Origin of the sequence: Glutamicibacter sp. JC586 (assembly GCF_009805585.1) — a bacterium.
Taxonomy (GTDB): Bacteria; Actinomycetota; Actinomycetes; order Actinomycetales; family Micrococcaceae; genus Glutamicibacter.
Genome location: NZ_VHIN01000002.1, coordinates 646,935 through 672,613, shown reverse-complemented (window position 1 = coordinate 672,613; position 25,679 = coordinate 646,935). Strand labels below are relative to the sequence as shown.

The window sequence follows — 25,679 nt, the reverse complement described above, 5'->3', positions numbered from 1 at the left end:
CGCTGAACTAAGCTGAGATCATGACGAAAAATCGCCCACAGCCACATTTTGGGTGGACGTGGGCGATTCTTATTTTGCTCTGCGGCGCTGTTGGCTTGATGCCTTACATATCTTGGTCAGCTGCTGGTTGGACTCCGCGTCTGCAAGCGTTTCAACCATGGATGCTGATCGGCGTTGTTGTGGCTGTGTTGCTCGCTTCGTTCAGGCGAAGATGGTTTATGGCAATTCTCATCATGCTCACCCTCATCCTCGGCGTGCTACCCAACGTGGCAGCGCCCTGGAGACAAGAAACAGGAGCGCATACTTCTGAAATTTCTGTCTTCTCCTTTAACGCGCTGAAAGCAGGCGCCGATTCGAAGCAATTAGCGCAGAGCATCAAGATGACTAATCCAGATGTTCTAGTGCTTGTCGAGACCAGCGAACCTTTGCACCAACGTTTGGCCGCCGAGGGAGCATTAGATGCTTTGGATTACCGGAGTGCACCGGTGCCAACCGGTGGTGAGGCTGATACGGTGATCTTTTCTCGTTATCCGCTTAGTCAGCGAGCAGATGCTCTCGGTCCAGAAATGACTGAATGGTATGGCCTACCCGTCGTTGAAGTACAGGCACCCGACGGACCCATCCGCGTTGTGGGAGTTCACCTTTATCCGCCATTGGATGATGCTCAGCGGTGGCGCAGCGGATTATCGGCATTGCAGCAGTGGGCTGATCAGCATAATGATATGCCGATGATTCTGGCGGGGGACTACAACTCGACCCGGACGCATCCACAATTTCGTCAACTTGCCTCCAGCATGGAACCCGAAACGTCGTGGTTCCCGGTGCCGACATGGCCCACCGGAGGAACCCTGCCCCCGGTCGTTGGGATTGACCATGTGTTAACCCGTGGGCTCGCTCCACTTGGGCAACACACGGTCAAGATCGATGGATCTGATCATCTCGCGCTCACGGTGAAACTCGGTGTGCCAAACAAGTAGCCACCGCTAGGAGGCTTTGTCCAGAGCCCACTACCCAGCGACAAGAGATTAGCTAGCCGGCGTAAATGATTTCGACTCGGCGATTTGCAGCATAAGTCGACAGGTCTTTGGGGTCTTCTCGAACCGCTGGTTGGGTGTCGGCTAATCCCTTGACCGTTGTTTTTAGGTCGGACCGTGCTTTCTTAAGTACGGCGGCAACGGCCTCAGCCCGGTCCGACGAGAGCTTCTTGTTGTCTTTTGCGCCGTGAACTGAATCAGTGTGACCGTTGACTTTTACCTCTGCGCCTTTGGGAATCTTGGACAGCAAAGACTCGATTTTGTTGCTTGCCGAGGTTGGAAGCTTGGAACTATCCGGAGTGAAAAGGATGTCCGTCGCCAAGGTGATGGTCGTTTCGCCGTCTGCTTCCTCCACCTGCTCAACGCTTTTGATGGAATCAGATAAGTCCCATGTCCTGACGCTTTTGGCCGGATCCCAGGTGATCACGGATTCTGCAATTAGTTCGCTAGAGGGATCCGGTAATTCTTGGGCAGCGGTGCCCGATGCTTGAGCTGCAGAAATCGGACAGCCAAGCAAAACTATCAGCAGTCCAACTCCTATACGTCGAACGCCGTAAGTTTTCATCGTGTCACCGGCACATCAGCAAACTCGGCCATCGAATCAATCACGCGAACGTCAAAAGAGTCATTGTTATCTTCTGGAGCAGCATAAACGCCCCACCAAATGATGGGTTCATGATTGGTGGTCTGCGAATGAACTGCATCTGCTGCCCAACTACGCCCTACATCAGAAATTACCGTGTACTCTTTGAGATTTTCTCGGTCAACTAGGGTCGTACGCGGCGGTAAGTCCCCAAACATGTCGTAGATGGAGATCTTTGCGGAGTCGCTTTCAGACGAGAAGTCGGGGGTAAGGACGTATTGGAGAATCATCGTTTTCCCCTCGACCTTCAGGGACTGAATGCCAACCTTCACTTTGTCGTTCTTGTGCCCGGGGACGACAAATTCGTTCGTCGCAATGACGTCGGAGGTATCAACAGGGGCCTGTGATGTTTGTGTTTGTTCGGTCGAGGATTGGGATGCGGAACTTGCGGTGGCGTTATCTGCTGTAGGTTCGTTCGATGGGGAATCTGTGCTGCTCGCATTGCAGCCGGTGAGAACGGTCAATGCGAGAATCCCAGTTGCGCAGAGAACTAAAGAACGTTGCATGCTGAACTCCGAAAATCGTTGGATAGCCATCGACTCATCAAGCAACTGAAACTTCCGAGCTAGGTGAAAGACAATCCTGCCCTAAAATCCAATCAATGACCATAACGTGACTTGAGGCGGATTCTTTTTGTCGTCAAAAGCGATGTGGACTCATCTGTGCGCGTTGCCTACTGTGCGTGACTGGGCTGAGGCAAGACCCCCAATTTCAGGTGATGGCTAGGGTAATCGAGCCGTCTAAGATCTTGGGAGCTACGTCGAGTTGCTGTCAGTCCTCCTAGAAGAGGAGATGGCAATAAGAAGAGTTTTCTGGCCCATGGGTCATACCGTGGACGCATTCCCTTGTTGCAATAACTTTGCCGAGTCGGTGACGGGCAGTTCGCCTCCACGTAGTTTGGCTGCTGAGCCGAAAATTCGGGAAAGTTCAGGGCAATACATGTGACGAACAACGCCTGAATTTCGCATACCACACCATTTCGGTTTGGCGCCAATCTGCGTTAGACTTGAAAACCTGTGCGCATCGCGTTTGAGGACTATCCACCTTCGGCCCGATGCAGTGCGGTCTAAATCAGTTTAGTCGCACAAGCACGGCCTCGATATTTTACGCCTCGGCCCTGCCGCCAATTGGGATCAGCATTCGGTGCGCCCGCGTCGGTGGGGGTAAGCGATACGTATCGTGGAGACCATATCCGTTCCGCAAGGCTCGTTTATAAGAGAACCAGCGAGACGACAGGAGTAAGAAGTGATTCAGCAGGAGTCGCGACTTAAGGTTGCCGATAACACCGGTGCTAAGGAAATCCTTACCATTCGTGTTCTTGGTGGCTCGAAGCGTCGCTACGCAAGCATTGGCGACACCATTGTCGCTACCGTCAAGGATGCAATTCCTGGCGGCAACGTGAAGAAGGGCGACGTCGTAAAGGCAGTCGTCGTTCGCACTAAGAAGGAAATCCGTCGTGCAGATGGTTCCTACATCAAGTTCGACGAGAACGCAGCTGTCATCCTTAAGGGTGACGCAGCCGATCCTCGTGGAACTCGTATTTTCGGCCCAGTGGGTCGTGAGCTTCGTGACAAGAAGTTCATGAAGATCGTTTCCCTGGCTCCGGAGGTGCTGTAACCATGGGCGCAAAGATCAAGAAGGGTGACCTGGTTCAGGTCATCTCAGGCAAGGATCGTGGCCTGCAGGGCAAAGTCCTGAAGGTTATCACCGAGTCCAACCGCGTGCTGGTTGAAGGCGTAAACCGCGTCACCAAGCACACCAAGGCTGGTCAGACCGAATCCGGTTCGACCACTGGCGGCATCGAGGTTGTTGAGGCTCCAGTGCACGTTTCTAACGTTGCAGTGGTTGACCCAGAAACCAAGAAGCCAACCCGCGTCGGCTTCCGCGAGGAAACCGTAGAAAAGAACGGCGTGTCCAAGACTGTACGCGTTCGTTTCGCCAAGGCTTCCGGAAAGGATCTGTAATGACTGAAGCAGCCACCAAGATCCAGCCACGTCTGAAGGCTAAGTACAACGACGAGATCCGCCCTGCAATGCAGGAGCAGTTCAACTACGCAAACCCAATGCAGGTACCATCCCTGACCAAGGTTGTAGTTAACATGGGTGTCGGCGAAGCTGCCAAGGACTCGAAGCTCATTGAAGGCGCCGTTCGCGACCTGACCGCAATTACCGGTCAGAAGCCAGTGATCACCCGTGCCCGCAAGTCCATCGCACAGTTCAAGCTGCGCGAAGGCATGCCAATTGGTACGCACACCACGCTGCGTAACGATCGCATGTGGGAATTCGTTGATCGCTTGATCACCCTGGCACTTCCTCGTATCCGCGACTTCCGCGGCTTGAGCGACCGTCAGTTCGATGGCAATGGTAACTACACTTTCGGTCTGACCGAACAGTCGATGTTCCATGAAATCGATCAGGACAAGATCGATCGCGTGCGCGGTATGGACATCACTGTGGTGACCACCGCCAAGACTGATGACGAAGGCCGTGCCTTGCTTAAGGCTCTGGGCTTCCCATTCAGGACCAACAACTAATCTCACTACGTTACAGGTCCGCTAAGGAAACCGTAACGAGGAAGGGCTGAAGCCCACATGTCTATGACAGATCCAGTCGCAGATATGCTGACTCGTCTGCGTAACGCTAACTCGGCATACCACGACACCGTGTCGATGCCATCGAGCAAGCTAAAAGTACGCATTGCTAACATCCTGAAGGAACAGGGCTACATTGCCTCGTTCGAGGAAGTTGCAGCAGAAGTCGGCAAGACTCTGACCATCACTTTGAAGTACGGCCCATCGCGTGAGCGTTCAATCGCTGGCGTACGTCGTATCTCCAAGCCAGGTCTTCGCGTTTACGCAAAGTCCACCAACTTGCCTCACGTGCTCGGTGGTCTTGGTATCGCTATCCTGTCCACCTCCTCCGGTCTGCTTACTGACCGTCAGGCTGCAAAGAAGGGCGTGGGTGGGGAAGTCCTCGCCTACGTCTGGTAACGGAAAGGGAGAAACATACAATGTCACGTATTGGACGTCTTCCGATCACCGTTCCTGCCAACGTTGAACTGAATGTCGATGGCCAGCAGGTCGCCGTCAAGGGACCAAAGGGTGAACTTTCGATCACCGTTTCGGCTCCTATCACCGTTGCCAAGGACGAGAACACTGTTACCGTCAGCCGCCCGAACGACTCACGCGAGTCTCGTTCGTTGCACGGTCTGACCCGCACCCTGATCAACAACATGATCATCGGTGTTACCGAGGGTTACGAGAAGAAGCTCGAAATCCACGGTACCGGTTACCGCGTACAGGCCAAGGGCGCTGACCTGGAGCTTGCTCTAGGTTACTCGCACCCAGTCAAGGTTGCAGCCGTTGAGGGTGTTACCTACTCGGTAGAGGGCAACAACAAGATCACCATTGCTGGTATTGATAAGCAGCACGTCGGTGAAGTTGCTGCCAACATCCGCAAGCTGCGTAAGACCGAGCCTTACAAGGGCAAGGGTATTCGTTACGCTGGCGAGATCATCCGCCGCAAGGTCGGAAAGGCTGGTAAGTAATTATGGCTATCGGAATCAAGGGCAAGAGCAAGTCCGCTCAGCGCGGTCGTCGTCACCAGCGTTTGCGCAAGCACATCACTGGTACCACCGTTCGTCCACGCCTGGTTGTCAACCGCTCGGCTCGTCACATCTTCGTACAGATTGTCGACGATTCCCAGGGTCTAACCCTGGCCAGCGCTTCGACCATGGAAGCAGATCTTCGCAACAGCGATGCTGACAAGTCCGCAAAGGCTAAGCGCGTTGGTGAGCTCGTTGCAGAGCGCGCCAAGGCTGCTGGCATCGAAGCAGTTGTCTTCGACCGCGGCGGCAACAAGTACCACGGTCGCGTGGCTGCTGTTGCTGACGGCGCACGTGAAGGTGGGCTGGCACTGTGAGCGAAGCAACTAACAAGAAGGAAACTCAGGTGTCTGAAGCTACTGAAGCAGTCGAGACTGCATCGGCTCCCGCTACCGAGAACGCTGGATCCCGTCGTGGCGAAGGCCGCGGACGTGGAGAAGGTCGTGGACGTGGCGAAGGCCGCGGCCGTGGCCGTGACCAGAAGGATAACCGCAACGAAGACAAGGACAAGTTCCTTGAGCGCGTTGTAGCTATCAACCGCGTATCCAAGGTCGTCAAGGGTGGTCGTCGCTTCAGCTTCACCGCACTTGTCGTTGTTGGTGACGGTAACGGTCTGGTAGGCGTTGGCTACGGTAAGGCCAAGGAAGTTCCTGCAGCTATCGCTAAGGGCGTTGAAGAGGCTAAGAAGTCCTTCTTCCGCGTTCCACGCGTTGGCACCACCATTCCACACCTGGTCAAGGGTGAGGCCGCCGCTGGCGTCGTCATGCTTCGTCCAGCTGCTCCTGGTACCGGTGTTATCGCCGGTGGTCCAGTGCGCGCCGTGTTGGAGTGCGCAGGCATCCACGACATCCTGTCGAAGTCGATGGGTTCTAGCAACCAGATCAACATCGTTCAGGGCACCATTGCTGCACTGAAGGCTCTTGAAGAGCCAGCAGCTGTTGCAGCTCGCCGCGGTCTTCCGCTGGACGAGGTTGCACCAGCAGCAATGCTGCGTCACATCCAGTCCCAGAAGGCAGGTGCTTAATCAATGGCTAAGAACATTGCAGTAAGCGACGCCCAGCTGGAAATCACCCAGATCAAGTCCATCATCGGTGGTAACCAGTCCCAGCGCGACGTAGTTCGTTCGCTAGGCCTGAAGCGCATCGGACAGACCGTTGTCCGCTCCGCTGACCCTGTGACTGTTGGTATGGTCAACAAGGTCCCACACCTGTTGAAGGTTGAGGAGGCGAAGTAGAGATGGCTGAAGAAAAAGCACTAAAGATTCACCACCTGCGCCCAGCTGAGGGTGCAAAGACTGCCAAGACCCGCGTTGGTCGTGGTGAAGGTTCTAAGGGTAAGACCGCTGGTCGCGGTACCAAGGGTACCAAGGCTCGTTACCAGGTGAAGGCAGGCTTCGCAGGTGGACAGCTTCCGCTGCACATGCGTCTGCCAAAGCTGCGTGGCTTCAAGAACCCATTCCGCGTCGAGTTCCAGGTTGTAAACCTGGACAAGATCTCGGAACTGTTCCCAGAAGGCGGCGAAGTTACCGTAGAGGCACTTGTTGCCAAGGGCGCTGTTCGCAAGAACCAGCCTGTAAAGGTCCTGGGCACCGGCGACATCACGGTTAAGGTTGACGTGAAGGTTGACGCCTTCTCGACTTCTGCTTCCGAGAAGATCGCTGCTGCTGGCGGCTCGGCAGAAACCCTCTAATTCAGGGTTAGCCTTTGAATGGTCCCGGTTCACGTTGAGTTATCAACGTGAACCGGGACCATTCTGCTATCGGCGAGAAACTTTCATAGAATACTAGCAATGCTTGGCTGATCTGGTCGTTAACATTTCTATCGATACACATTTGCGTCTAATTCGTGTGGCGTATTTGGCAGGATAGTACTGTTCACCGCTAGAATCGTTAGGTCATAGGAAGTATCTCTTCCTAGGCTCAAGCACATACTTCAGGAGGACGCTTGTTCAGCGCCATAGCCCGAGTTTTTCGGACGCCTGATCTGCGCAACAAGTTGCTGTTCACGCTTGGGATCATCGCGATCTATCGTGTCGGTGTATTCATTCCCGCTCCGGGAATTGATTACAGCAACGTTCAGCAGTGTCTGGCAATGGGTGAAACCACCGGTGGACTTTATTCGTTCGTGAACCTGTTCAGTGGCGGCGCCCTGTTGCAGGTCTCCATCTTTGCAATGGGAATCATGCCGTACATTACGGCGTCCATCATTACCCAGTTGCTGCGTGTGGTGATCCCACACTTCGAGACTCTGCATAAGGAAGGCCAAGCCGGCCAAGCCAAGCTGACCCAGTACACCCGTTACCTCACCATCGCTTTGGCGTTGTTGCAGGGAACCACACTGGTGACCCTGGCCCGTACCGGCAGTCTGTTCCCAAGCTGCTCGCTACCGCTTGTCCCAGAGGACTCACTAATCGTGATCCTGCTGATGATCATCACCCTCACCGCAGGCACCAGCCTGATCATGTGGATGGGCGAATTGATCACCGAACGCGGTATCGGTAACGGAATGTCCATCCTGATCTTCGTCTCCATTGCTTCAGGCTTCCCATCAGCTATGGGCTCGATTCTGCAGGCACAGGGCGTCATGCCATTCATCGGCGTGCTGCTGGTCGGCATGCTCATCGTGGCTCTCGTAGTCTTCGTGGAGCAGTCCCAGCGTCGCATCCCGGTCCAGTACGCTAAGCGCACCGTGGGCCGACGCACCGTAGGCGGTACCTCCACCTACATCCCGCTGAAGCTGAACATGGCCAACGTGATCCCAGTGATCTTCGCTAGCTCCATCTTGGCCCTGCCACAGATGCTGGTGCAGTTCAATCAGAACGATGACGGAACGCTGCCTCAGTGGGCCATGTGGCTCCAGGAGCACTCCTCAACTTCATCGCCGTACTACATGGCGGTCTACACGTTGATGATCATCGGCTTCTCCTACTTCTACGTTGCCATTACCTTCAACCCAGTTGAGGTCTCGGACAACATGAAGCAGTACGGCGGATTCATCCCAGGCATTCGCGCTGGTAAGCCAACCGCCGAATACCTGCAGTACGTGATTTCTCGAATTACCTTGCCGGGCGCGCTGTACCTCGCGTTCGTCGCGTTGATCCCACTGATTGCCTTCGTGCTGTTCAACGCAGATCAGAGCTTCCCATTTGGCGGAACATCGATCCTCATTATGGTTGGTGTGGGATTGGAAACCGTCAAACAAATCAATGCTCAAATGCAGCAACGAAACTATGAAGGGCTACTGCGATGAGTCGACTGCTAATTATTGGACCTCCAGGTGCCGGCAAAGGCACCCAGGCCGTAAAGATCTCCGAGCGTTTGGAAATCGTTGCCATCTCCACCGGCGACATCTTCCGTGCCAACGTCAAGGGCGGCACCCCGCTGGGTATCGAAGCAAGCAAGTACATTGACAACGGTGACTTTGTACCTGATTCAGTAACCAACAATATGGTTGAAGATCGCCTGAACCAGGACGACGTAGCCAAGGGCTTCCTGCTCGACGGTTACCCACGCACCTCCGCTCAGGTTGATGCACTGGATGCCATGCTGGCCAATAAGGGCGTTGCCCTGGACGCTGTCCTGCAGCTGACCGCCGATGACGATGAGCTGGTAGCTCGTTTGCTCAAGCGTGCAGAAATCGAAGGCCGCAAGGACGACACCGAAGAGGTCATCCGTCACCGCTTGAGCCTGTACAACGAAGAAACTCGTGTTGTCGTAGAGCGCTACGAGGAACGCGGCATCGTGCGCAAGGTAAATGGCCTAGGTGCCATCGAAGAAGTGACCGAGCGTGTATTGGCAGCGTTGAACGTCAACGCCTAAGGCACTTGGTAGTACACGGCGCAGGGATCGTGCAGCAACGAAGGAACGTTGCAGCGCGGTCCCTGCGCAGTTTTTAGCAAAACAACGCACACATAACTTTTTAGCTAGGGGAATGACATTGGCTTTCGGACAGCCTCGTATCGAGTACAAATCCAACTCTGAAATCTTGAAGATGCGTCAGGCAGGACTGGTCCTGGCAGAAGCGTTGGACGAAGCCGTTGCGATGGCCCGTCCCGGAGTAACCACCGAAGCAATCAACCAGGTCTTCGGCAAGGTGCTAGAGCGCAACAACGCCACCAGTAACTTCCTTGGTTACCACGGCTTCCCAGCGAACATCTGCGCCTCGGTAAACCACGAAGTAGTCCACGGCTTTCCTTCGGACTATGAGCTCAAAGATGGCGACGTGCTCAAGATTGATGGTGGCGCCATTGTTGATGGCTGGCACTCGGACTCGGCTCGTACCGTACTGATCGGGAAGAACATCGACCCAGCAGACCAACGCCTCAGTGACATTACCGAGCAGGCCATGTGGGCCGGCATTGCCGCCGCAGCCAACGCTCGCTTCATCGGTCAGATCGGTGAAGCCATTGACGAGTACGTGACCAGCCAGCCTGGAGCAGAGCTAGGCATCTTGGAAGACTACTGCGGTCACGGTATCGGTTCGGCCATGCACATGGCACCGGATGTTTTGAACTACAACTCCGGTCACCGCGGCCCACGCATCAAGCCAGGCATGGCCTTAGCCATTGAGCCAATGCTGGTACGCGGTGGCATCGAGACCTCGGTGCTGGAAGATGACTGGACCGTGGTCACCAACGATAAGTCCAACGCCTCGCAGTGGGAGCACACCGTAGCCTTCCACCTGGGCGGCATTTGGGTGCTTTCGGCTGCCGATGGGGGAGCGGCGGGGCTGGCGCCATTCGGTGTGACTCCATCGCCGATCAAGGCCTAAGCGCGCCCAAGTTTCATAGATCCAGCAGGTGAGTGAGCCCTCGCGTGCTGGATCTAACATTTTTAAGTCAGTGAACGATTGGCACTCACCGGCGCAATAGCGTATCGTTGACTGTTGGTTCCCGAATTAAGTGTGCCCAAAACTCTATGTTTTGAAATCACCGTTCGAGAACTAGAACCAATTACTTGTTGGTGAAAATTACCAACAAAAAAAGTTAGCGGGGAAAATGGGCAAGAAGGAAGGCGTCATCCAGGTAGAGGGCACCGTCTCGGAGGCACTGCCGAACGCGATGTTCCGCGTGGAGCTGCCGAATGGACACGTAGTGCTCGCCACTATCTCGGGTAAGATGCGTCAGCACTACATTCGAATCCTCCCGGAGGACCGAGTGCAGGTTGAAATGAGCCCATACGATCTCAACCGAGGTCGTATCGTTTACCGCTACAAGTAAACCGCAGACACAAAAACTTTCTGAGCTTCGGCTCAATGATTGTTCTTGGACAAGCTTTTTACTGCTCCACATTTAACTGCAACCGCATAGAGGAGTAAACCGTTGAAGGTTAACCCTAGCGTGAAGCCGATCTGCGACAAGTGCAAGGTAATCCGCCGCAATGGTCGCGTCATGGTGATCTGCGAGAACCCACGCCACAAGCAGCGTCAGGGCTAATCCCGTTTTTACGGGATTCCCACGCGTAGTCAATTAGGCAGTATCAGCTAGGACATTTTGTCCTGGTGTACCCCCGGATTCGGAGGCCGGGGCCGTGAGAGATCACGGATGGTACTGCTCCAGACCTCCGTTCGTTGAAAGGTAGCCACTTGGCTCGTTTAGCAGGCGTGGATATTCCACGCGAGAAGCGCGTAATCATCGCGCTGACTTACATCTACGGCGTGGGTAAGACCCGTGCAGAAGAGACCATCGCAGCGACCGGGATCAACCCGGACACTCGCGTCAAGGATCTCACCGATGACCAGCTCGTGCAGTTGCGCGACTTCGTCGAAGGCACTTACAAGGTAGAAGGTGACCTGCGCCGTGAGGTTCAGGCTGACATTCGCCGTAAGGTCGAGATCGGATCCTACGAAGGTATTCGTCACCGTAAGGGCCTGCCAGTCCGCGGTCAGCGCACCAAGACCAACGCACGTACCCGTAAGGGCCCGAAGCGTACCGTCGCCGGTAAGAAGAAGACTCGCTAAATCTTAGCGATCTAACTCAAATACTTTTTTCGTAGGAGAAGAAATGCCCCCAAAGACTCGTGGAGCGGTACGTAAGCCGCGTCGCAAGGACAAAAAGAATATTGCGCAGGGACAGGCGCATATCAAGAGCACCTTCAACAACACCATTGTTTCGATCACCGATCCAACTGGTGCTGTTATCTCGTGGGCTTCGGCCGGCGAGGTAGGCATGAAGGGTTCGCGTAAGTCGACCCCATACGCTGCCCAGATGGCTGCTGAAGCTGCTGCAAAGCGCGCTCAGGAGCACGGCATGCGCAAGGTTGACGTTTTCGTCAAGGGCCCAGGCTCGGGACGCGAAACCGCGATCCGTTCGCTGCAGGCTGCTGGCCTTGAGGTTGGATCCATCCAGGATGTTTCCCCAAGCGCTCACAACGGTTGCCGCCCATCAAAGCGTCGCCGCGTCTAATTGATTCGCTAGGCTAGGCCTAAGAAGTCACCGAAGCATCTAAAAGTGCTCCGGTGACTGTCTTGGACTCATTGCCTGCAAAAGACGAACGGCCACCTTTGGCTACCGTCGTTTCCACCCCCGTGAGGCGTCATATAGCGGACGCTCGCTGAAAGGAAATGTAAGTGCTCATTACGCAGCGCCCAACCCTGACCGAAGAAGTAGTTGCCGATAACCGCTCCCGGTTCGTAATTGAACCACTGGAGCCAGGCTTTGGTTACACCCTTGGTAACTCGCTTCGCCGTACCCTGCTCTCCTCGATCCCTGGTGCATCTGTAACCAGCGTTCGTATTGACGGAGTACTGCACGAGTTCACCACCGTAGCCGGTGTCAAAGAAGACGTTACCGAACTGATCTTGAACATCAAGAACCTTTCGGTCTCTTCCGAGCACGACGAGCCAGTTGTTGCCTACCTGCGCAAGCAGGGCCCAGGCATCGTTACTGCAGCGGACATCACCCCACCAGCTGGTGTGGAGTTCCACAACCCTGATCTGCACATCGCTACCTTGAATGCCAATGGCAAGTTCGATATGGAACTAACCATTGAGCGTGGCCGTGGCTATGTGTCAGCAGCTCAGAACAAGAACATCGACGGCGAGATCGGCCGAATCCCAGTTGATTCGATCTACTCACCAGTTCTGAAGGTAACCTTCCGCGTGGAAGCTACCCGTGTTGAGCAGCGCACCGACTTCGATCGTTTGATCGTTGACGTTGAGACCAAGGAATCGATCGCACCTCGCGATGCAGTTGCATCCGCAGGTACCACCCTGGTTGAACTGTTCGGCTTGTTCCGCGAACTGAACACCGCAGCTGAGGGTATCGAAATCGGCCCATCGCCAACGGATGCAGCTATGGCTGCAGACATGGCACTGCCGATCGAAGATCTGGAACTGACCGTTCGTTCGTACAACTGCTTGAAGCGTGAGGGCATCCACTCTGTGGGTGAACTCGTTACTCGCTCCGAGGCAGACTTGATGGACATCCGTAACTTCGGTGCGAAGTCCATTGACGAAGTCAAGGCCAAGCTGGTTGAACTGGGTCTGGCCCTGAAGGATTCCCCTCCAGGCTTTGATCTAGCTGCTCGTAGCGCCCTCGAAGACGGCGACGACTACGACGAAGGTCTGTAAAGACTTAGCGTCTCGCGACACACTACTTCATCCGCTTACACGATAAGTTTCGTGCAGGACGGGTTATTCATCTAGGAGAACCACCATGCCTACCCCTACAAAGGGTCCGCGTCTCGGCGGCAGTGCAGCACATGAGCGATTGATTTTCGCTAACATGTCGGCACAGCTCTTCGAGAACAAGAAGATCACCACCACCCTTACCCGTGCCAAGCGTCTGCGTCCACACGCAGAGCGCCTGATCACCTTCGCAAAGCGCGGAGACCTGGCATCGCGTCGCCGCGTCCAGGCCGTCATCGCTTCGCGTTCGCGCACTAACAAGTCGATCGTTCACGAACTGTTCGAGAACATCGCACCAGCAATGGCAAACCGCGAGGGTGGCTACACCCGCATCACCAAGATCGGTAACCGCAAGGGCGACAACGCTCCTATGGCAGTTATCGAGCTCGTGATGGAGCCAGTTTCGCCAAAGCAGGCCGTTGTCAAGGAAGCCACCAAGGCTACCGAGAAGGCTGCTGAAGCACCTGAGGCCGAGGCTACCGAAGAGGCATAAGTCCCCTTCGAGCTAACGCTCACTCACCTGAAAGGGTGAAACAAAAGATTCCCGTTGGATCCGTAAGGAACCAGCGGGAATCTTTTTCGTTTATCGAAGTATTGGTCAGCTGAAGTTTTGCATGTACGGGCATTTCTCGCTTAGCAGGTCAGCGTCTTCGGAAGCGTTCTGGTCCTCAAGGGCGGTGAGCTTCTGATCGATCTCGAAGACATTGGCCGAAGTGCCGGTCGCCATGACTGCAGCAATTTGCGTGTTCTGATCGGCGGCAGCAAGCAAGGATTTGGCCAGCTTCTTATCGTTAGTCTTCTCGGCAGCATCAGAGAGAATCGAGGAGAACTCATCGATGATGCCGGCATAGGCTTTGGTATTGCCATCAATGATGTCTTCACTCATCTGATCCGAGCGTTCAAGTAGCTGCTTTTCTATGACCTGTTCATTGATGTAGTCGCACGTTGCTTCAGTCTTCAAATTATCGGACGAGCAACCAGTGACGATGGTGGCCGAAAGCACCAGGAGGGCGAGGGTCGCAGAGACCTTCTTGATCATGGATGTCCTTGGTGTAGTGATGATGATCCGACGGTGCTCGGGGGAGCTCAGCCGACAATGCTTAAAGCCTACATAAACTTGAAGGGTAATGTTGCCGGGCACGTCTTCGACCATCATCAAGTCACAGGGTATTTTCCAACCTGAGCGCGTAGAACGAATTATTATTGTTCGTCAGTATTTGGATTAACAATTGATCCCGGGCATGAGGCTTTTAGATAGGGCATCGATGTCGGGTCGAGTCGGCGCTCTACCGCTTTTAACTCGGCAGAAAGAATGGAATCATCGGACTTATGAGATCTGAAGACGTCTAGGATTAGTTGGAAATTGTTGCTCGAGGCAAGTAATGCGGCTCGCATGCTGTTATCGCCCGTCTGACCAGCAACTTCGTCAAATATGAAGATCGTTGTCTCAAGAAATTCGATCATCGGCTGAGTATTTTTCGCCATGAGTGCCATATCGGCTATTCGGCGTTCCTGCCTACTGCTGTGCTGGGTGCTTAGTTCATCTAGTAGCGCGCAGGTTTCCTGGATGGTCAGTTTTGCTTCGTGTGTCCGCGAGTCCGACGCCTCGGTTGAAACTTTGGCTGCAGAGCATGCAGTAATACCGGTCAGGCAGGTCAATGACAGAACAAATACGGTTCCAATTTTCCTCAACATGTTGTTTCCTCTGTTCGCGCCGATGCTGTGCAGGACCAGAAGGCTGTTCTGGTATGCCCTCAGGGTACGAACTGTTTGAGGATCTTGCTTTTATGGTTGTGGAAAAGTATCAAGGGCGCAAGGATGAGGGGGATCCGTTGAGCCAGAACAGCGGCTCAGCGTTAGCGCAAGCCTCATCTAAGTAGCGAACTACTTTATCATGCGGAGTAGAATCAATCTTCTGTTGCCGTTGGTTCTTTTTCTGTTCACTGAGATTTTCGTCGTTCGAGATTGGCGAACTCTGGCCGTAGTATTCAGATTGCGCGTAAAGAGCTTCGGAGAACTTTGGGTCGTCTGTCTGCTCGGCGGTTTCGTCTAAGAGCCCGATGAGTTCAGCATTAAGAGCTTTCATGCCGTCGTAGCTGCCGTGGAGCATGACCTGGTACTGGCCCTCTTTGATTTTTTGTGCCAAACCCACCTGCTTAGCTTTGTCTGACAAATAGGTGTACGTCTCTTCGGTTGATAGCTTTTCAGGCGTGCAACCAGTAAGGGATGAGGTAGCCAGCGCAATGAGGGCGGCGGTCGCGCCAATCTTCTGGAACATCTTGTTTCCCACACCTAAGTGGAGGATTCAGGGGCGGTTACTTGCGCACTCCATCTAAATTAGGGCAGGCTTCATCCATATATGCCAACCGCTGTCTTGCGTCGGCCGTATTGAGTGCTTGAGCCTGGCTAGATTTTTCCATCATCGACAGGTCTTCTGAAGTTAGGATCTCTGAAAGCTGGTTACCGTATCCGGCGGCCGCATTCATGGCATCTGCAAGTTGAGTATCTTCGGTCTTTCCTGCCGAATCCTTGAGTATCGCAGAATACTCTTCGTACGAAGCCTTCACAGTCTCGAAATCGCCAGCGTACGATTTAGCACCGGCCTCATCCAGCTTCTGAGCGATGTCGGCTTCTTTGCCTTTGTCATTGAGGTACGTGCAGGTTTCCTCAGTTGAGAGTTTCTCGGGGGCACAGGCGGTCAGGCCGGCGATAACCAGTGAGAGGACTGCGATAGTGGTTCCAGTTCTTTTGATCGTAGGGGAAGTCCTAACGGAATGAGTGGGTGGTGGGATCCTACTCGAAGCCATCCATATTCGGGCATGCCTGGTCAAGGTAGGCCATCTTGTCTTCGGAATCTTGAGATTGCGACTCTTGGATCTTGACTGACTTTTCCTGCAGACTTAGTTTCTCGTCGGTCAAGATGGCTTGCGCTTTGTTGGCATCCTCAACCGCTGCGTTCAACGCGTCAGCGAGCTTATCGTCCTCCGTCTTTTCTGCTGCATCTTTCATGATGTTGGTGACCTCGTCCATTACGGAGCTGTAACTATCCGTGTTACCTGTCGCCAGTTGGTTCGTAGCGCCTTCCATCTTGTCTTTGAGGCCCAATTCCTTGGCCTTGTCATTCATGAACGTGCAAGATTCTTCGGTTGATAGCTTGCCTGATGAGCAGCCAGTCAGCGCTGAGGAGGCTAGTGCGACTACCGCCGCGGTAGTAACGATCTTCTTGAGCATGGGTTTCTCCGAACGTAGTGATGATGAAAGGCCAAGACAAGTAGGTGAAATGACCTTTGTCCGTTACTCTACATATCAGAGTTATCTGACTCACAAGCATTACGAGCAACTTTTCAGACTCGTGTAATTGGCGAGCCCGGTGAATCACCACGCATAATTGAACCTATGAGCACGCAGCCTGACTTCGTTGATCCAATGGGAACCACCTCACTGGGGACCGCTCAAACACCCGCCTGGGTCCGGATGCAGATGGTGCTCGGATATGACGGCGCCGCCTACAACGGCTGGGCTCGCCAGCCAAATGTCACCGGCGTGCAGCAGTTGGTCGAAGAAGCTTTGGAAATGATTGTGCGCCGGCGCGTACGGGTAGTCGTTGCCGGCCGTACCGACGCAGGAGTGCACGCGCGCCGACAGGTAGTTCACTTTGATCTCACCGAAGAAGAGCATGAGGGGCTACCTCGCAAAGCGTCGCTAGAGCCAGGCCCTGCATTGGTCCGCCGTATCAATGGAATCCTTGGTCGACAAGAAGGTGCGGTATGGGTGCACGAGGCCCGACGCGCGCCTGAAGGTTTTGACGCACGCTTCTCCGCCTTGGCCCGCCGCTACTCTTACCGAATCGCTGATGGTCAGCACCGTTGGGATCCATTGACCAGGCACCTGACCACATGGCACCGCGAAGAGCTAGATGTTGAAGCGATGAACCGGGAAGCTCAGACGGTGCTTGGGCGTCATGACTTTCTGACTTACTGCAAGCCTCGCGAGCATGCGACAACCATTCGTACATTGCAGGAGTTCAGTTTCACCCGCGGTGACGATGGTCTGATTTTGGCGCACTTGAAAGCAGATGCCTTCTGCCACAATATGGTGCGCGCATTAATTGGGGCAGCGATGATGGTGGGGGATGGGCGTGAGCAGCCAGGCTTCTTGGCAACTCGTTTGGAACAGATGGTCCGTGACTCCAAGACAAAGCTGTCACACCCTCGTGCGCTGGTCCTCGAAGAGGTCTACTATCCAGAGGCTGACGAGCTGGCAGCCCGTGCGCTACAGACGCGCGCTCGGCGCACCGATGATGAAGTGGAACAAGGGCCGACTCAGGGCTAAAGGGCTGACGAACCCCGGGATCTTAAGGGTGTTGTTGCTCACGACCGTGATGCTTTTTTGGCCGGAAACACTTTAATCCGCTAAACTTTTATGAGTTGTGTATGTCCACGTTCGACACTACACGCCCAAGCGTGACGGCTTAGTTGCATAGTCGCTGGTCTGCTGGGTGTGCGAACACTATATGGACGGCCGGTTATCATCAGTCCTCACCTGACGTACTGGTCTAAACACAAGAACAACACGACAGTGCAAGCCGCTGGTGGATCTCACCGCCGTCAGCATGCAAGCGACTGTTTGACCAGAAACGAATCAACGTAAGGCAATTACTGTGCGTACGTACACCCCAAAGCCGGCTGACCAGACTCGTCAGTGGTTTGTCATTGACGCCACCGACGTAGTACTTGGCCGTCTCGCCGTCCAGGCCGCAACCTTGCTGCGCGGCAAGCACAAGCCAACCTTCGCTGCACACATGGACATGGGCGACCATGTCATCATCATCAACGCAGAAAAGGTTGCACTGACCGGTAAGAAGCTTGAGAACAAGCGCGCTTACCGCCACTCCGGTTTCCCAGGTGGCTTGAAGAGCATCAACTATGCAGATCTGCTGGAGAAGAACCCAGTTCTGGCTGTTGAGAAGGCTATCAAGGGCATGCTGCCTAAGAACAAGCTGTCTGCCGCTCAGCTCTCGAAGCTGAAGGTATACCGCGGCGCCGAGCACCCACACGCTGCTCAGTCGCCAAAGGCACTGGAAATCACCCAGGTCGCTCAGTAGTCCTGGCCCCGAGAAGAAATACTTAATAGGAGATTATCGTGGCTCAGAACACTGAAGAAACCACTGAATTTGAAGGCGAAACCCCTTCGACCTACACCACTGAGACCTCTGCTTCGGCAGTAGTTGCTGACACCGAGCGTGCTCCATTGACCGTTCCAGGTGCAGCAGTTGGCCGTCGCAAGCAGGCTATTGCTCGCGTTCGCCTGGTACCAGGTTCCGGCAAGTGGACCGTTAACGGTCGCACCCTGGAGAACTTCTTCCCTAACAAGCTGCACCAGCAGGACGTCAACGAGCCATTCAAGATCCTTGGTCTTGAAGGTGCTTACGACGTTATCGCTCGTATCAACGGTGGCGGCATTTCCGGCCAGGCCGGTGCACTTCGTTTGGGTATCGCACGTTCGCTGAACGAGATCGACCGCGATGCAAACCGCGCAACCCTGAAGAAGGCTGGCTACTTGACTCGTGACGCACGCGTCATCGAGCGTAAGAAGGCTGGTCTTAAGAAGGCACGTAAGGCTTCGCAGTTCTCGAAGCGCTAAACCTTACTTCAAGGTTTATCCCGAAGGCTCCAACTCCCCGCGAGGGAAGTTGGGGCCTTCGGCCGTTAAGCAGAGCGATTTGGCTAGTTCTACTTCATATCTGTAGTCAAGAATCCTCATTGCCTGTCCGTTGCGCCATCGAAACACGGGTAAATCGAAGCAGAGGGCTTATGATTGAACACGATGGCAAGGTTATTTGGGACCGATGGGGTCCGAGGAAAAGCAAACGAACTGTTAACTCCCGAGTTAGCGTTGGAATTGGCGCAGGCAGCCTCTGTGGTGCTGGGTTTGAGTCAGTCAGAGGATGGGCGTAGGCCTGTCGCTGTCGTGGCTAAGGACCCGCGTATCAGTGGTGACTTCCTGTCCGCAGCTATTGAGGCCGGCTTGGCCGCCTCAGGCGTGGATGTGATGGATGCCGGTACGCTACCAACTCCAGCAGCCGCATTCTTGGTCGGAGATCTAGACGCTGATTTTGGTGTCATGATTTCTGCCTCGCACAACGCGGCTCCGGATAACGGTATTAAGTTCTTGGCTCGCGGTGGCAAGAAGCTTGATGACTCTCTCGAAGATGCCATCGAAGCATGTTTGAAGATGCCTAAGCCCCGCCCAACGGCTGGCGAAGTAGGACGTGTTGCACGTTTTGCTGACGCAGAAGACCGCTACATCATGCACCTGTTGCAGGCCCTTCCCAACCGCTTGGACGGTTTGAAGGTAGTCCTTGACTGCGCCCACGGTGCAGCATCGGGATGTTCGCCAGAGGTCTTCAAGGCCGCCGGTGCTGAAGTGGTTGTTATTGGCGCTGATCCAGATGGCATCAACATCAATGACGGCTATGGCTCCACCCACCTGGAAAAGCTACAGGCTGCCGTACTAGAGAACGGTGCAGACCTAGGTATCGCCCACGACGGTGACGCTGACCGCTGCTTGGCAGTGGACCATGAAGGTTCCGTTGTAGACGGAGATCAGATCATGGCCATCATGGCAATGGATATGAAGGACCGCGGAGAGCTCAAGGACAACACCTTGGTTGCCACCGTGATGAGTAATCTCGGTTTGAAGCTGGCTATGGAGGCTGCAGGGATCACCCTGAAGCAGACCGGCGTAGGGGATCGCTACGTACTTGAAGGAATGCACGAAGGAAACTACTCGCTGGGAGGCGAGCAGTCAGGCCACGTGATTTTCTCCAAGCATGCAACCACCGGTGACGGCGTCCTGACCGGTCTGATGATTGCAGCCCGTGTGAAGGCCACCGGCAAGTCGTTGAAGGAACTGGCAGCGGTACTGACCGTATTGCCACAGGTTCTGATTAACGTCCGCGGCGTTGACAAAGCGGCCGCCCCAGAGAACGAGCCACTGCAGCGTGATGTTGCTGCAGCCGAAGCGCGTTTGGGCTCCACCGGCCGAGTGCTACTGCGTCCATCGGGAACCGAGCCAGTGGTTCGTGTGATGGTTGAAGCAGCCACACAAGAGCAGGCTCAGGCTGAAGCCGAAACCCTAGCGGCATCAGTTCAGCAGTACCTTTCGCTGTAACTAAGAAGTCTTACAGCGTCTAACTCGTAAATATCAAGAAAACTCACACCCCCGTACTGTGTTCCACGTCAGGACACGCTGCGGGGGTGTGGCATGCTAACTAGTAGAAACTGACATCGGTTTGTGTTCTCGGAGAGAAGGACTTTCGTGACTCTACGCATCAGCGTGATCGGCACCGGCTACCTCGGTGCAACCCATGCCGCCTGCATGGCTGAACTGGGCTATGAAGTCATCGGCGTCGATGTAGACAAAGCCAAACTAGACGCGCTGGCCGCAGGTATCCTGCCATTCCACGAACCGGGTCTGCCCGAGCTTCTGCGCAAGCATGTAGCTTCCGGACGATTGCGCTTCACCGACGACTACGCTGACGTAGCCGCCAACGCAGATATTCACTTCATTACCGTGGGCACCCCACAGCGTGCGGACTCGCAGTCTGCAGATATGTCTTATGTTGACGGTGCCGTCGACTCGTTGCTGGCACACATCACCGGGGACGCGTTGATTGTCGGCAAGTCCACCGTGCCGGTAGGTACTGCCCGACGACTGAACGAAAGAATTGAACAGAACACAAAGCCAGGAAGCTCTATTGCCCTGGCATGGAACCCTGAGTTCTTGCGCGAAGGCTTCGCGGTGAACGATACCCTTCGTCCCGACCGTCTGGTTTATGGCTTTGTGGAAGAGCGTGGCCTGGATTTGATCCGTGAAGTTTACGCACCTGTCCTAGCTTTGGATGTCCCAGAGATTGTTACCGATCTTGAGACTGCTGAGCTGGTGAAGGTCGCCGCCAATGCTTTCTTGGCCACCAAAATTTCTTTCATCAACGCCTTCGCCGAGGTAACTGAAACTGTCGGTGGTGACATCAAGACCCTGGCTGATGCTATTGGCCACGATAAGCGCATTGGACGCCGTTTCCTGAACGCAGGAGTGGGCTTTGGCGGTGGATGCCTACCAAAGGACATCCGTGCCCTCCAAGCGCGCGTGAGCGAGCTTGGACTGCATCAGACCATGGGCTTTTTAGGCGAAGTGGATCAGATCAACTTGCGCCGTCGAGACCGCGTGGTTTCCCTTGCCTCCCACATGCTTGGCAATGACCTCGCAGGTAAGCACATCTGCGTCCTGGGCGTGACCTTCAAGCCGGATAGTGATGACGTGCGAGACTCACCAGCGTTGGATATCGCTGTACGTCTGTATAACGCGGGTGCCGAGGTTTCGGTTTATGACCCAGAGGGTAATAAGAACGCTGCCGGACGTTTCCCACGATTGAACTACGTAGATTCGCACAGGGAAGCAGCGCGCAATGCAGACCTCACGCTGGTACTGACCGAGTGGCAGGAATTCCGCGACTTGGATCCAAACGAGCTTGGGGAAGTGGTTGCGTCGAAGATGCTTATTGATGGCCGTAACGTTCTGGACCGTCCGGCTTGGCGCGAGCAGGGCTGGATCATGACCGGCCCGGGAGAGTACTTTGAGCTGAGCGCTAGCGACGTGGCGACCGGGCAGGTACCTGTTCAGTCCTAGATTCACTTGCTATCAAAAATGCGGTTGTCCTTTCGGACAACCGCATTTTTGGTTCTTCGGACGAACTTCTAGAACCCGAAGCGCTTCATAACCCGAGGAAGGAAGTCAATTAGCTTAGAAGCACTGACAGGTCCCTCTTCGGCAGCGGCTTGTCCTACCTGACCGTGGATCACTGCAGCACAGGCGGTAAGTTCCATGATGCGCGCGTTAGGTACGGTCCGAACACCGTGAGTCCCGGTGATTGAGCTGTCCGAAAGCAAGTAGCCAAGGATGCCAGTAAGGACATCTCCGCTGCCCGCAGTGGCAAGTCCAGGCGCTGACGGGGTGACGATCAAGCTGCTGCCGTTAGGGGCCACGATGTAGTTGGTTGGACCTTTGAGCAGAACCACTGCGTTGTATGCCAGCGCAGCCCAGCGGGTCCAACGAATTGGGTCCTGGGCAATCTCATCTGGGCTGACCTTCACGCCAGCACGGCTGAGCAGCATCTGCAGTTCCTTAGCGTGAGGGGTCAGTACTCGTGGCTGCTCACTCGGCCCAGCTGGAACAACTTCTAGACCGGAGGCGTCAATGACTGCCGGCTGGCGGCTGGCAAAGACCTCAGCGATCACACCGGTCGGGGGAGTACGTCCATCAAGGCCAGGACCGATAGCCCACGCAGAAATCTTGGCACCCTTGCCGTGAATCTGACGGCGTGATGAAGATAAGGCTTCCTTGATCTGCTGATCATCCAACGGCACAGATTCTGGAACCAAATAGGCAACCAAAGGCTGGATGGCTTCTGGCACGTGGGTGCGCAGCATGCCCACACCACAAGACACAGCAGCCTTGGCCGTCAGCTGGGCAGCACCGGGGTAAAGCTCAGAACCTGCGATGAGGCCCAAGACTCCACGCTGGTATTTGTGCCGCGCTGCGTCTCTCCATGAACGGTGCTGGTTCAACAGTTCGATGGCAGTGCCCTCGTCGACCAACTGAGTAGCTGGTGCGATGGATGAGAAATCAAAATCAAGGTCAGCAACCGTGATCTCACCGGTCACCAATGGAGCGTCCCCGGTCAATAGACCTGACTTCATTCCGCCGAACGTCACTGTGCGTTCTGCACGCAAGACGTTATCTTCTGCTTCACCAGTCTCAGGATTTAGGCCGGACGGTACATCGCAGGCCAGCACACGCACGTTGGCAGGAAGCTGGGGAAGTGGGGATCCTGCACGGTAGCCAAGGCCGTAGATGGCGTCTATAACTAGCGAGGCATTGGCTAGCTCGTTCGCTCCGTCAGCAAAGTCGGTGAGCGTTCCGCCGGCTGCGCTGTAAGCTGCGGCGGCTTCAGCGTGTACCTGATCGGAGTACTGCAGTGCCAGCGTGGAAATGTTCTGCTGCTGAAGCTCTGCTAGTGCGTAAAGGCCGTCGCCACCGTTGTTACCAGGGCCAATGAGACCGATAACAAACGCTGGCTCTGAGCTAAGGTTTTCAGCCAGCATATGATTGGCTATCGAGGCCAGTTCAGAGGCGGCATGCTTCATGAGCGAAGCTTCACCACGCTTGGAAATCTCTTGGGCTTCCACCCCGCGAATTTGCGCAACACTAAAGACAGAGATCATAAGTCAAACAATACTCAAATCAGCTGCGGGAAGCCCTATTTAGTCTCCAACGTGTCGCTTATTAATTGGGTGTCGAGCGACTAGCGTTCAGCGACAACCATGGCGATGGCCATGTCCCCATCATGAGACATGGACAGATGCCATGATTTGATTCCGCGTTGCTCGCTAGCGGCGGCTACTGAACCGGTGTTGTGGACCTGCGGGTCTCCGGCTTCGTCCTTGCGGATGGTGCAGTCCTGCCAGTTCATTCCCACCGGTGCGCCCAGCGCCTTGGCAATGGCTTCCTTGGCTGCAAAACGCGCCGCGAGGGAACGAAGTGGGAGATTTCGTTCTTCAAGAGTGAAGAGACGTTCTTTCAGGCGCGGAGTCTTCTCAAGCTGTCGGCCAAACCGTGGCACATCAACAATGTCCACTCCAATACCTGCAATCATGCTCTCCAGTTTATCCAGCGTTGCGCGGGCATAAAAATTGCGGACATCCAATCAAGGATGCCCGCAATTTAGACGATGCTTGGTGGATTACTCCACAGTCACCGACTTAGCTAAGTTACGTGGCTGGTCTACGTCGTAGCCCTTAGCTGAAGCCAGTTCGCAAGCGAAGAGCTGCAGTGGCACGGTGGCCAGCAGAGGCATCAATAGGGTTGGGGTTTCAGGAACGTAGAAGACCCACTCGGAGAAGTCCTTGACCGCGGTATCGCCGTCTTCTGCGACAACCAAAGTCTTTGCACCACGTGCGCGAACTTCCTGAATGTTGGAGACAACCTTGGAGTGTAGGGAGTCGCGTCCACGCTGGGAAGGAACCACTACGAACACTGGCTGGCCGTCATCAATCAGAGCGATAGGACCGTGCTTCAGCTCGCCAGCGGCGAAGCCTTCAGCATGGATGTAGGCAATTTCCTTGAGCTTCAAGGCGCCTTCCATAGCTACTGGGTAACCAACGTGGCGGCCCAGGAACAGTACCGAGCTTTCTTCGGACATGCTTCGTGCCAGATCCTTGATCTCATCCGCGCGATCCAGGATGTCCTGAATCTTGGAAGGGATCTTGCCCAGGTCTGCAAGGATGTCCTTGATCTGACCCTGGAACAGATTGCCACGCAGCTGCGCCAGGTACAGACCCAACAGGTAGGTAGCGGTGATCTGTGCCAAGAATGCCTTGGTGGAAGCCACTGCAATTTCTGGGCCAGCGTGGGTGTAGAGAACTGCATCTGATTCACGCGGGATAGTGGACCCGTTGGTGTTACAGATGGACATGGTCTTCGCGCCCTGTTCCTTGGCGTAACGTACAGCCATCAGGGTGTCCATGGTTTCCCCGGACTGGGAGATGGAGACAATCAGAGTCTTCTCGTCCACGATTGGTTCGCGGTAACGGAACTCGTGGGAGAGCTCGACCTCTACTGGGATACGGCACCAGGACTCGATAGCGTACTTAGCTACGGAACCGGCGTAAGCGCTGGTACCGCAAGCAAGCACAACAATCTTTGAAATCTGAGCCAGTTCTTCAGGGGCGATACGCAGCTCATCGAGGGTCAGACGGCCATCGGCATCTGAACGTCCCAAGAGGGTATCTGCCACAGCGGCAGGCTGGTCAAAGATTTCTTTTTCCATGAAGGACGGGAAGCCGCCCTTTTCAGCGCTGGCTGCGTCCCAGTCAACGGTGAATTCTTTGCCTTCTGCAGGGTTGCCCTGGAAGTCAGTGATGGAGTGGGTGTCTGGGGTGATGGTGACAATCTGGTCCTGGCCCAGTTCCACGGCGCGACGGGTGAAGTCGATAAAGCCGGAAACGTCAGAGCCCAGGAAGTTTTCGCCATCGCCAAGGCCAAGAACCAATGGCGAGTTGCGGCGTGCAGCCACAACAACACCCGGGTGGTCCTGGTGGACAGCCAATAAAGTGAACGCACCCTCAAGGCGGGCTACTGCCAACTGCATGGCACGGGTGAGATCCCCGTTGGCCTCGGTGGTGTAAAGCTTGCCCAGCAAAGCTGCGGCGACCTCGGTGTCGGTTTCAGACAGGAAAGTGACGCCATCAGCCACCAGTTCTGCCTTAATGCCGGCGAAGTTCTCAATAATTCCGTTGTGGATCATGGCAAGCTTGCCACCATCGGCGAGGTGTGGGTGGGCGTTGCCATCACTTGGCCCACCGTGGGTTGCCCAACGGGTGTGTCCAATGCCAGTCATTGACTTAGGCAGTGGAGCTTCAGCAATTTCGTTCTCGAGATTGACCAGCTTGCCGGCCTTCTTCCGAGCATGAATAGCGCCATCAGCAACAACTGCGACACCAGCCGAGTCATAACCGCGGTATTCCAACCGACGCAAACCTTCAATTAGAACGTCGAGGGCACCGTGGTCGGCGACTGAGCTCGAGGTTCCTGCATATCCAACAATTCCGCACATGAGAAAAATCTTACCGGGTACTTGCCCATCGATGGGAATAATCGTGTTTGAGCACTCAATATTCGCTATGGTGTGACTCACTCTCAAGGGGAGAAAGC

General features: G+C 54.9%; 33 protein-coding genes and 1 pseudogene. 24 read left to right on the top strand and 10 right to left on the bottom strand.

Annotated elements, in window-relative coordinates:
- Nucleotides 1–20 precede the first annotated feature (20 nt).
- On the top strand, nt 21–977 hold the full coding sequence (locus FJV47_RS03360) for an endonuclease/exonuclease/phosphatase family protein (RefSeq protein ID WP_159609969.1): 957 nt from the start codon (nt 21–23) through the stop codon (nt 975–977).
- A gap of 52 nt (nt 978–1,029) precedes the next feature.
- Here the strand turns inward: FJV47_RS03360 and FJV47_RS03355 are convergent, their stop codons facing one another.
- Both FJV47_RS03355 and FJV47_RS03350 read right to left on the bottom strand, forming a co-directional pair.
- Nucleotides 1,030–1,599 carry an OmpA family protein gene (locus FJV47_RS03355; RefSeq protein ID WP_159609967.1) on the bottom strand — a complete coding sequence of 190 codons (570 nt, stop codon included), beginning with the start codon at nt 1,597–1,599 and terminating at the stop codon, nt 1,030–1,032.
- Complete coding sequence (locus FJV47_RS03350; RefSeq protein WP_159609965.1) at nt 1,596–2,183, bottom strand: hypothetical protein; 588 nt, start codon at nt 2,181–2,183, stop codon at nt 1,596–1,598. Before FJV47_RS03350 ends, FJV47_RS03355 begins: the two co-directional genes overlap by 4 nt.
- A 739-nt stretch (nt 2,184–2,922) precedes the next feature.
- Between FJV47_RS03350 and rplN the strand changes: the two genes are divergently transcribed.
- The 18 genes and pseudogenes from rplN to rplQ all read left to right on the top strand — a co-directional run.
- Nucleotides 2,923–3,294, top strand: a complete 372-nt coding sequence (rplN, locus tag FJV47_RS03345) for a 50S ribosomal protein L14 (RefSeq protein WP_013349674.1) — start codon at nt 2,923–2,925, stop codon at nt 3,292–3,294.
- A 2-nt stretch (nt 3,295–3,296) separates the two neighbouring features.
- A complete protein-coding gene (rplX, locus tag FJV47_RS03340) occupies nt 3,297–3,641 on the top strand; it encodes a 50S ribosomal protein L24 (RefSeq protein ID WP_159609963.1) in 345 nt (114 codons plus the stop codon).
- A complete protein-coding gene (rplE, locus tag FJV47_RS03335) occupies nt 3,641–4,210 on the top strand; it encodes a 50S ribosomal protein L5 (protein ID WP_159609961.1) in 570 nt (189 codons plus the stop codon). The genes rplX and rplE overlap by 1 nt, the downstream gene beginning before the upstream one ends.
- Nucleotides 4,211–4,267: 57 nt before the next feature.
- Complete coding sequence (gene rpsH, locus FJV47_RS03330; RefSeq protein ID WP_013349671.1) at nt 4,268–4,666, top strand: 30S ribosomal protein S8; 399 nt, start codon at nt 4,268–4,270, stop codon at nt 4,664–4,666.
- A gap of 20 nt (nt 4,667–4,686) precedes the next feature.
- Complete coding sequence (gene rplF / locus FJV47_RS03325; RefSeq protein WP_159609959.1) at nt 4,687–5,223, top strand: 50S ribosomal protein L6; 537 nt, start codon at nt 4,687–4,689, stop codon at nt 5,221–5,223.
- Between the two features lie 2 nt (nt 5,224–5,225).
- On the top strand, nt 5,226–5,597 hold the full coding sequence (gene rplR, locus FJV47_RS03320) for a 50S ribosomal protein L18 (protein WP_159609957.1): 372 nt from the start codon (nt 5,226–5,228) through the stop codon (nt 5,595–5,597).
- A 29-nt stretch (nt 5,598–5,626) separates the two neighbouring features.
- Nucleotides 5,627–6,304: a 30S ribosomal protein S5 gene (gene rpsE, locus FJV47_RS03315; protein WP_171918424.1), complete on the top strand. Its 678-nt coding sequence runs from the start codon at nt 5,627–5,629 to the stop codon at nt 6,302–6,304.
- 3 nt (nt 6,305–6,307) lie between these two features.
- Nucleotides 6,308–6,514: a 50S ribosomal protein L30 gene (gene rpmD, locus FJV47_RS03310; RefSeq protein WP_159609955.1), complete on the top strand. Its 207-nt coding sequence runs from the start codon at nt 6,308–6,310 to the stop codon at nt 6,512–6,514.
- Nucleotides 6,515–6,516: 2 nt separating this feature from the next.
- Complete coding sequence (gene rplO / locus FJV47_RS03305; RefSeq protein ID WP_131088774.1) at nt 6,517–6,969, top strand: 50S ribosomal protein L15; 453 nt, start codon at nt 6,517–6,519, stop codon at nt 6,967–6,969.
- A 254-nt stretch (nt 6,970–7,223) separates the two neighbouring features.
- Nucleotides 7,224–8,528 (top strand): preprotein translocase subunit SecY, encoded by a 1,305-nt coding sequence (gene secY / locus FJV47_RS03300; protein ID WP_159609953.1) that lies wholly within the window; start codon nt 7,224–7,226, stop codon nt 8,526–8,528.
- Nucleotides 8,525–9,097 (top strand): adenylate kinase, encoded by a 573-nt coding sequence (locus FJV47_RS03295; RefSeq protein WP_159609951.1) that lies wholly within the window; start codon nt 8,525–8,527, stop codon nt 9,095–9,097. Before secY ends, FJV47_RS03295 begins: the two co-directional genes overlap by 4 nt.
- A gap of 118 nt (nt 9,098–9,215) precedes the next feature.
- The gene (map, locus tag FJV47_RS03290) at nt 9,216–10,049 is read left to right on the top strand and encodes a type I methionyl aminopeptidase (RefSeq protein WP_159610098.1); all 834 of its coding nucleotides are present in this window, start codon (nt 9,216–9,218) and stop codon (nt 10,047–10,049) included.
- 226 nt (nt 10,050–10,275) lie between these two features.
- Nucleotides 10,276–10,497, top strand: coding sequence for a translation initiation factor IF-1 (gene infA, locus FJV47_RS03285; RefSeq protein ID WP_013349662.1), 222 nt, complete (start codon nt 10,276–10,278; stop codon nt 10,495–10,497).
- Between the two features lie 102 nt (nt 10,498–10,599).
- Nucleotides 10,600–10,713 carry a 50S ribosomal protein L36 gene (gene rpmJ, locus FJV47_RS03280; RefSeq protein WP_071894985.1) on the top strand — a complete coding sequence of 38 codons (114 nt, stop codon included), beginning with the start codon at nt 10,600–10,602 and terminating at the stop codon, nt 10,711–10,713.
- A 149-nt stretch (nt 10,714–10,862) separates the two neighbouring features.
- Complete coding sequence (gene rpsM, locus FJV47_RS03275) at nt 10,863–11,237, top strand: 30S ribosomal protein S13 (protein WP_022874115.1); 375 nt, start codon at nt 10,863–10,865, stop codon at nt 11,235–11,237.
- A 43-nt stretch (nt 11,238–11,280) separates the two neighbouring features.
- Nucleotides 11,281–11,682 (top strand): 30S ribosomal protein S11, encoded by a 402-nt coding sequence (gene rpsK, locus FJV47_RS03270; RefSeq protein WP_022874114.1) that lies wholly within the window; start codon nt 11,281–11,283, stop codon nt 11,680–11,682.
- Nucleotides 11,683–11,846: 164 nt separating this feature from the next.
- A complete protein-coding gene (locus FJV47_RS03265) occupies nt 11,847–12,848 on the top strand; it encodes a DNA-directed RNA polymerase subunit alpha (RefSeq protein ID WP_159609949.1) in 1,002 nt (333 codons plus the stop codon).
- Between the two features lie 85 nt (nt 12,849–12,933).
- Nucleotides 12,934–13,395 (top strand): annotated as a pseudogene (gene rplQ / locus FJV47_RS03260) (50S ribosomal protein L17); the annotation flags it as partial.
- A 108-nt stretch (nt 13,396–13,503) separates the two neighbouring features.
- Here rplQ and FJV47_RS03255 read toward each other — a convergent pair.
- The 5 genes from FJV47_RS03255 to FJV47_RS03235 form a co-directional block, all read right to left on the bottom strand.
- Nucleotides 13,504–13,944: a hypothetical protein gene (locus tag FJV47_RS03255; RefSeq protein WP_159609947.1), complete on the bottom strand. Its 441-nt coding sequence runs from the start codon at nt 13,942–13,944 to the stop codon at nt 13,504–13,506.
- A gap of 161 nt (nt 13,945–14,105) precedes the next feature.
- Complete coding sequence (locus FJV47_RS03250; protein ID WP_159609945.1) at nt 14,106–14,600, bottom strand: hypothetical protein; 495 nt, start codon at nt 14,598–14,600, stop codon at nt 14,106–14,108.
- Nucleotides 14,601–14,709: 109 nt separating this feature from the next.
- Nucleotides 14,710–15,183, bottom strand: a complete 474-nt coding sequence (locus FJV47_RS03245) for a hypothetical protein (RefSeq protein WP_159609943.1) — start codon at nt 15,181–15,183, stop codon at nt 14,710–14,712.
- 37 nt (nt 15,184–15,220) lie between these two features.
- Nucleotides 15,221–15,712, bottom strand: coding sequence for a hypothetical protein (locus FJV47_RS03240; protein ID WP_159609941.1), 492 nt, complete (start codon nt 15,710–15,712; stop codon nt 15,221–15,223).
- On the bottom strand, nt 15,699–16,136 hold the full coding sequence (locus FJV47_RS03235; protein ID WP_159609939.1) for a hypothetical protein: 438 nt from the start codon (nt 16,134–16,136) through the stop codon (nt 15,699–15,701). Before FJV47_RS03235 ends, FJV47_RS03240 begins: the two co-directional genes overlap by 14 nt.
- A 165-nt stretch (nt 16,137–16,301) precedes the next feature.
- Here FJV47_RS03235 and truA point away from each other — a divergent pair, with 165 nt between their 5' ends.
- From truA to FJV47_RS03210, 5 genes are all read left to right on the top strand, one after another.
- On the top strand, nt 16,302–17,237 hold the full coding sequence (truA, locus tag FJV47_RS03230; RefSeq protein ID WP_159609937.1) for a tRNA pseudouridine(38-40) synthase TruA: 936 nt from the start codon (nt 16,302–16,304) through the stop codon (nt 17,235–17,237).
- Between the two features lie 328 nt (nt 17,238–17,565).
- Entirely contained in the window at nt 17,566–18,009 is a 444-nt protein-coding gene (gene rplM, locus FJV47_RS03225; RefSeq protein WP_159609935.1) for a 50S ribosomal protein L13, read from the top strand.
- A gap of 38 nt (nt 18,010–18,047) precedes the next feature.
- On the top strand, nt 18,048–18,548 hold the full coding sequence (rpsI, locus tag FJV47_RS03220) for a 30S ribosomal protein S9 (RefSeq protein WP_159609933.1): 501 nt from the start codon (nt 18,048–18,050) through the stop codon (nt 18,546–18,548).
- A gap of 183 nt (nt 18,549–18,731) precedes the next feature.
- Nucleotides 18,732–20,078, top strand: coding sequence for a phosphoglucosamine mutase (glmM, locus tag FJV47_RS03215; protein ID WP_159609931.1), 1,347 nt, complete (start codon nt 18,732–18,734; stop codon nt 20,076–20,078).
- Nucleotides 20,079–20,225: 147 nt separating this feature from the next.
- Nucleotides 20,226–21,596, top strand: coding sequence for a UDP-glucose/GDP-mannose dehydrogenase family protein (locus tag FJV47_RS03210; protein WP_159609929.1), 1,371 nt, complete (start codon nt 20,226–20,228; stop codon nt 21,594–21,596).
- 68 nt (nt 21,597–21,664) lie between these two features.
- On the opposite strand, the gene FJV47_RS03205 is transcribed toward FJV47_RS03210, so the two are convergent.
- From FJV47_RS03205 to glmS, 3 genes are all read right to left on the bottom strand, one after another.
- Nucleotides 21,665–23,191 carry an NAD(P)H-hydrate dehydratase gene (locus FJV47_RS03205; protein WP_159609927.1) on the bottom strand — a complete coding sequence of 509 codons (1,527 nt, stop codon included), beginning with the start codon at nt 23,189–23,191 and terminating at the stop codon, nt 21,665–21,667.
- Between the two features lie 80 nt (nt 23,192–23,271).
- A complete protein-coding gene (locus tag FJV47_RS03200) occupies nt 23,272–23,622 on the bottom strand; it encodes a holo-ACP synthase (protein ID WP_159609925.1) in 351 nt (116 codons plus the stop codon).
- A gap of 87 nt (nt 23,623–23,709) precedes the next feature.
- On the bottom strand, nt 23,710–25,581 hold the full coding sequence (gene glmS / locus FJV47_RS03195) for a glutamine--fructose-6-phosphate transaminase (isomerizing) (protein ID WP_159609923.1): 1,872 nt from the start codon (nt 25,579–25,581) through the stop codon (nt 23,710–23,712).
- Nucleotides 25,582–25,679 lie beyond the last annotated feature (98 nt).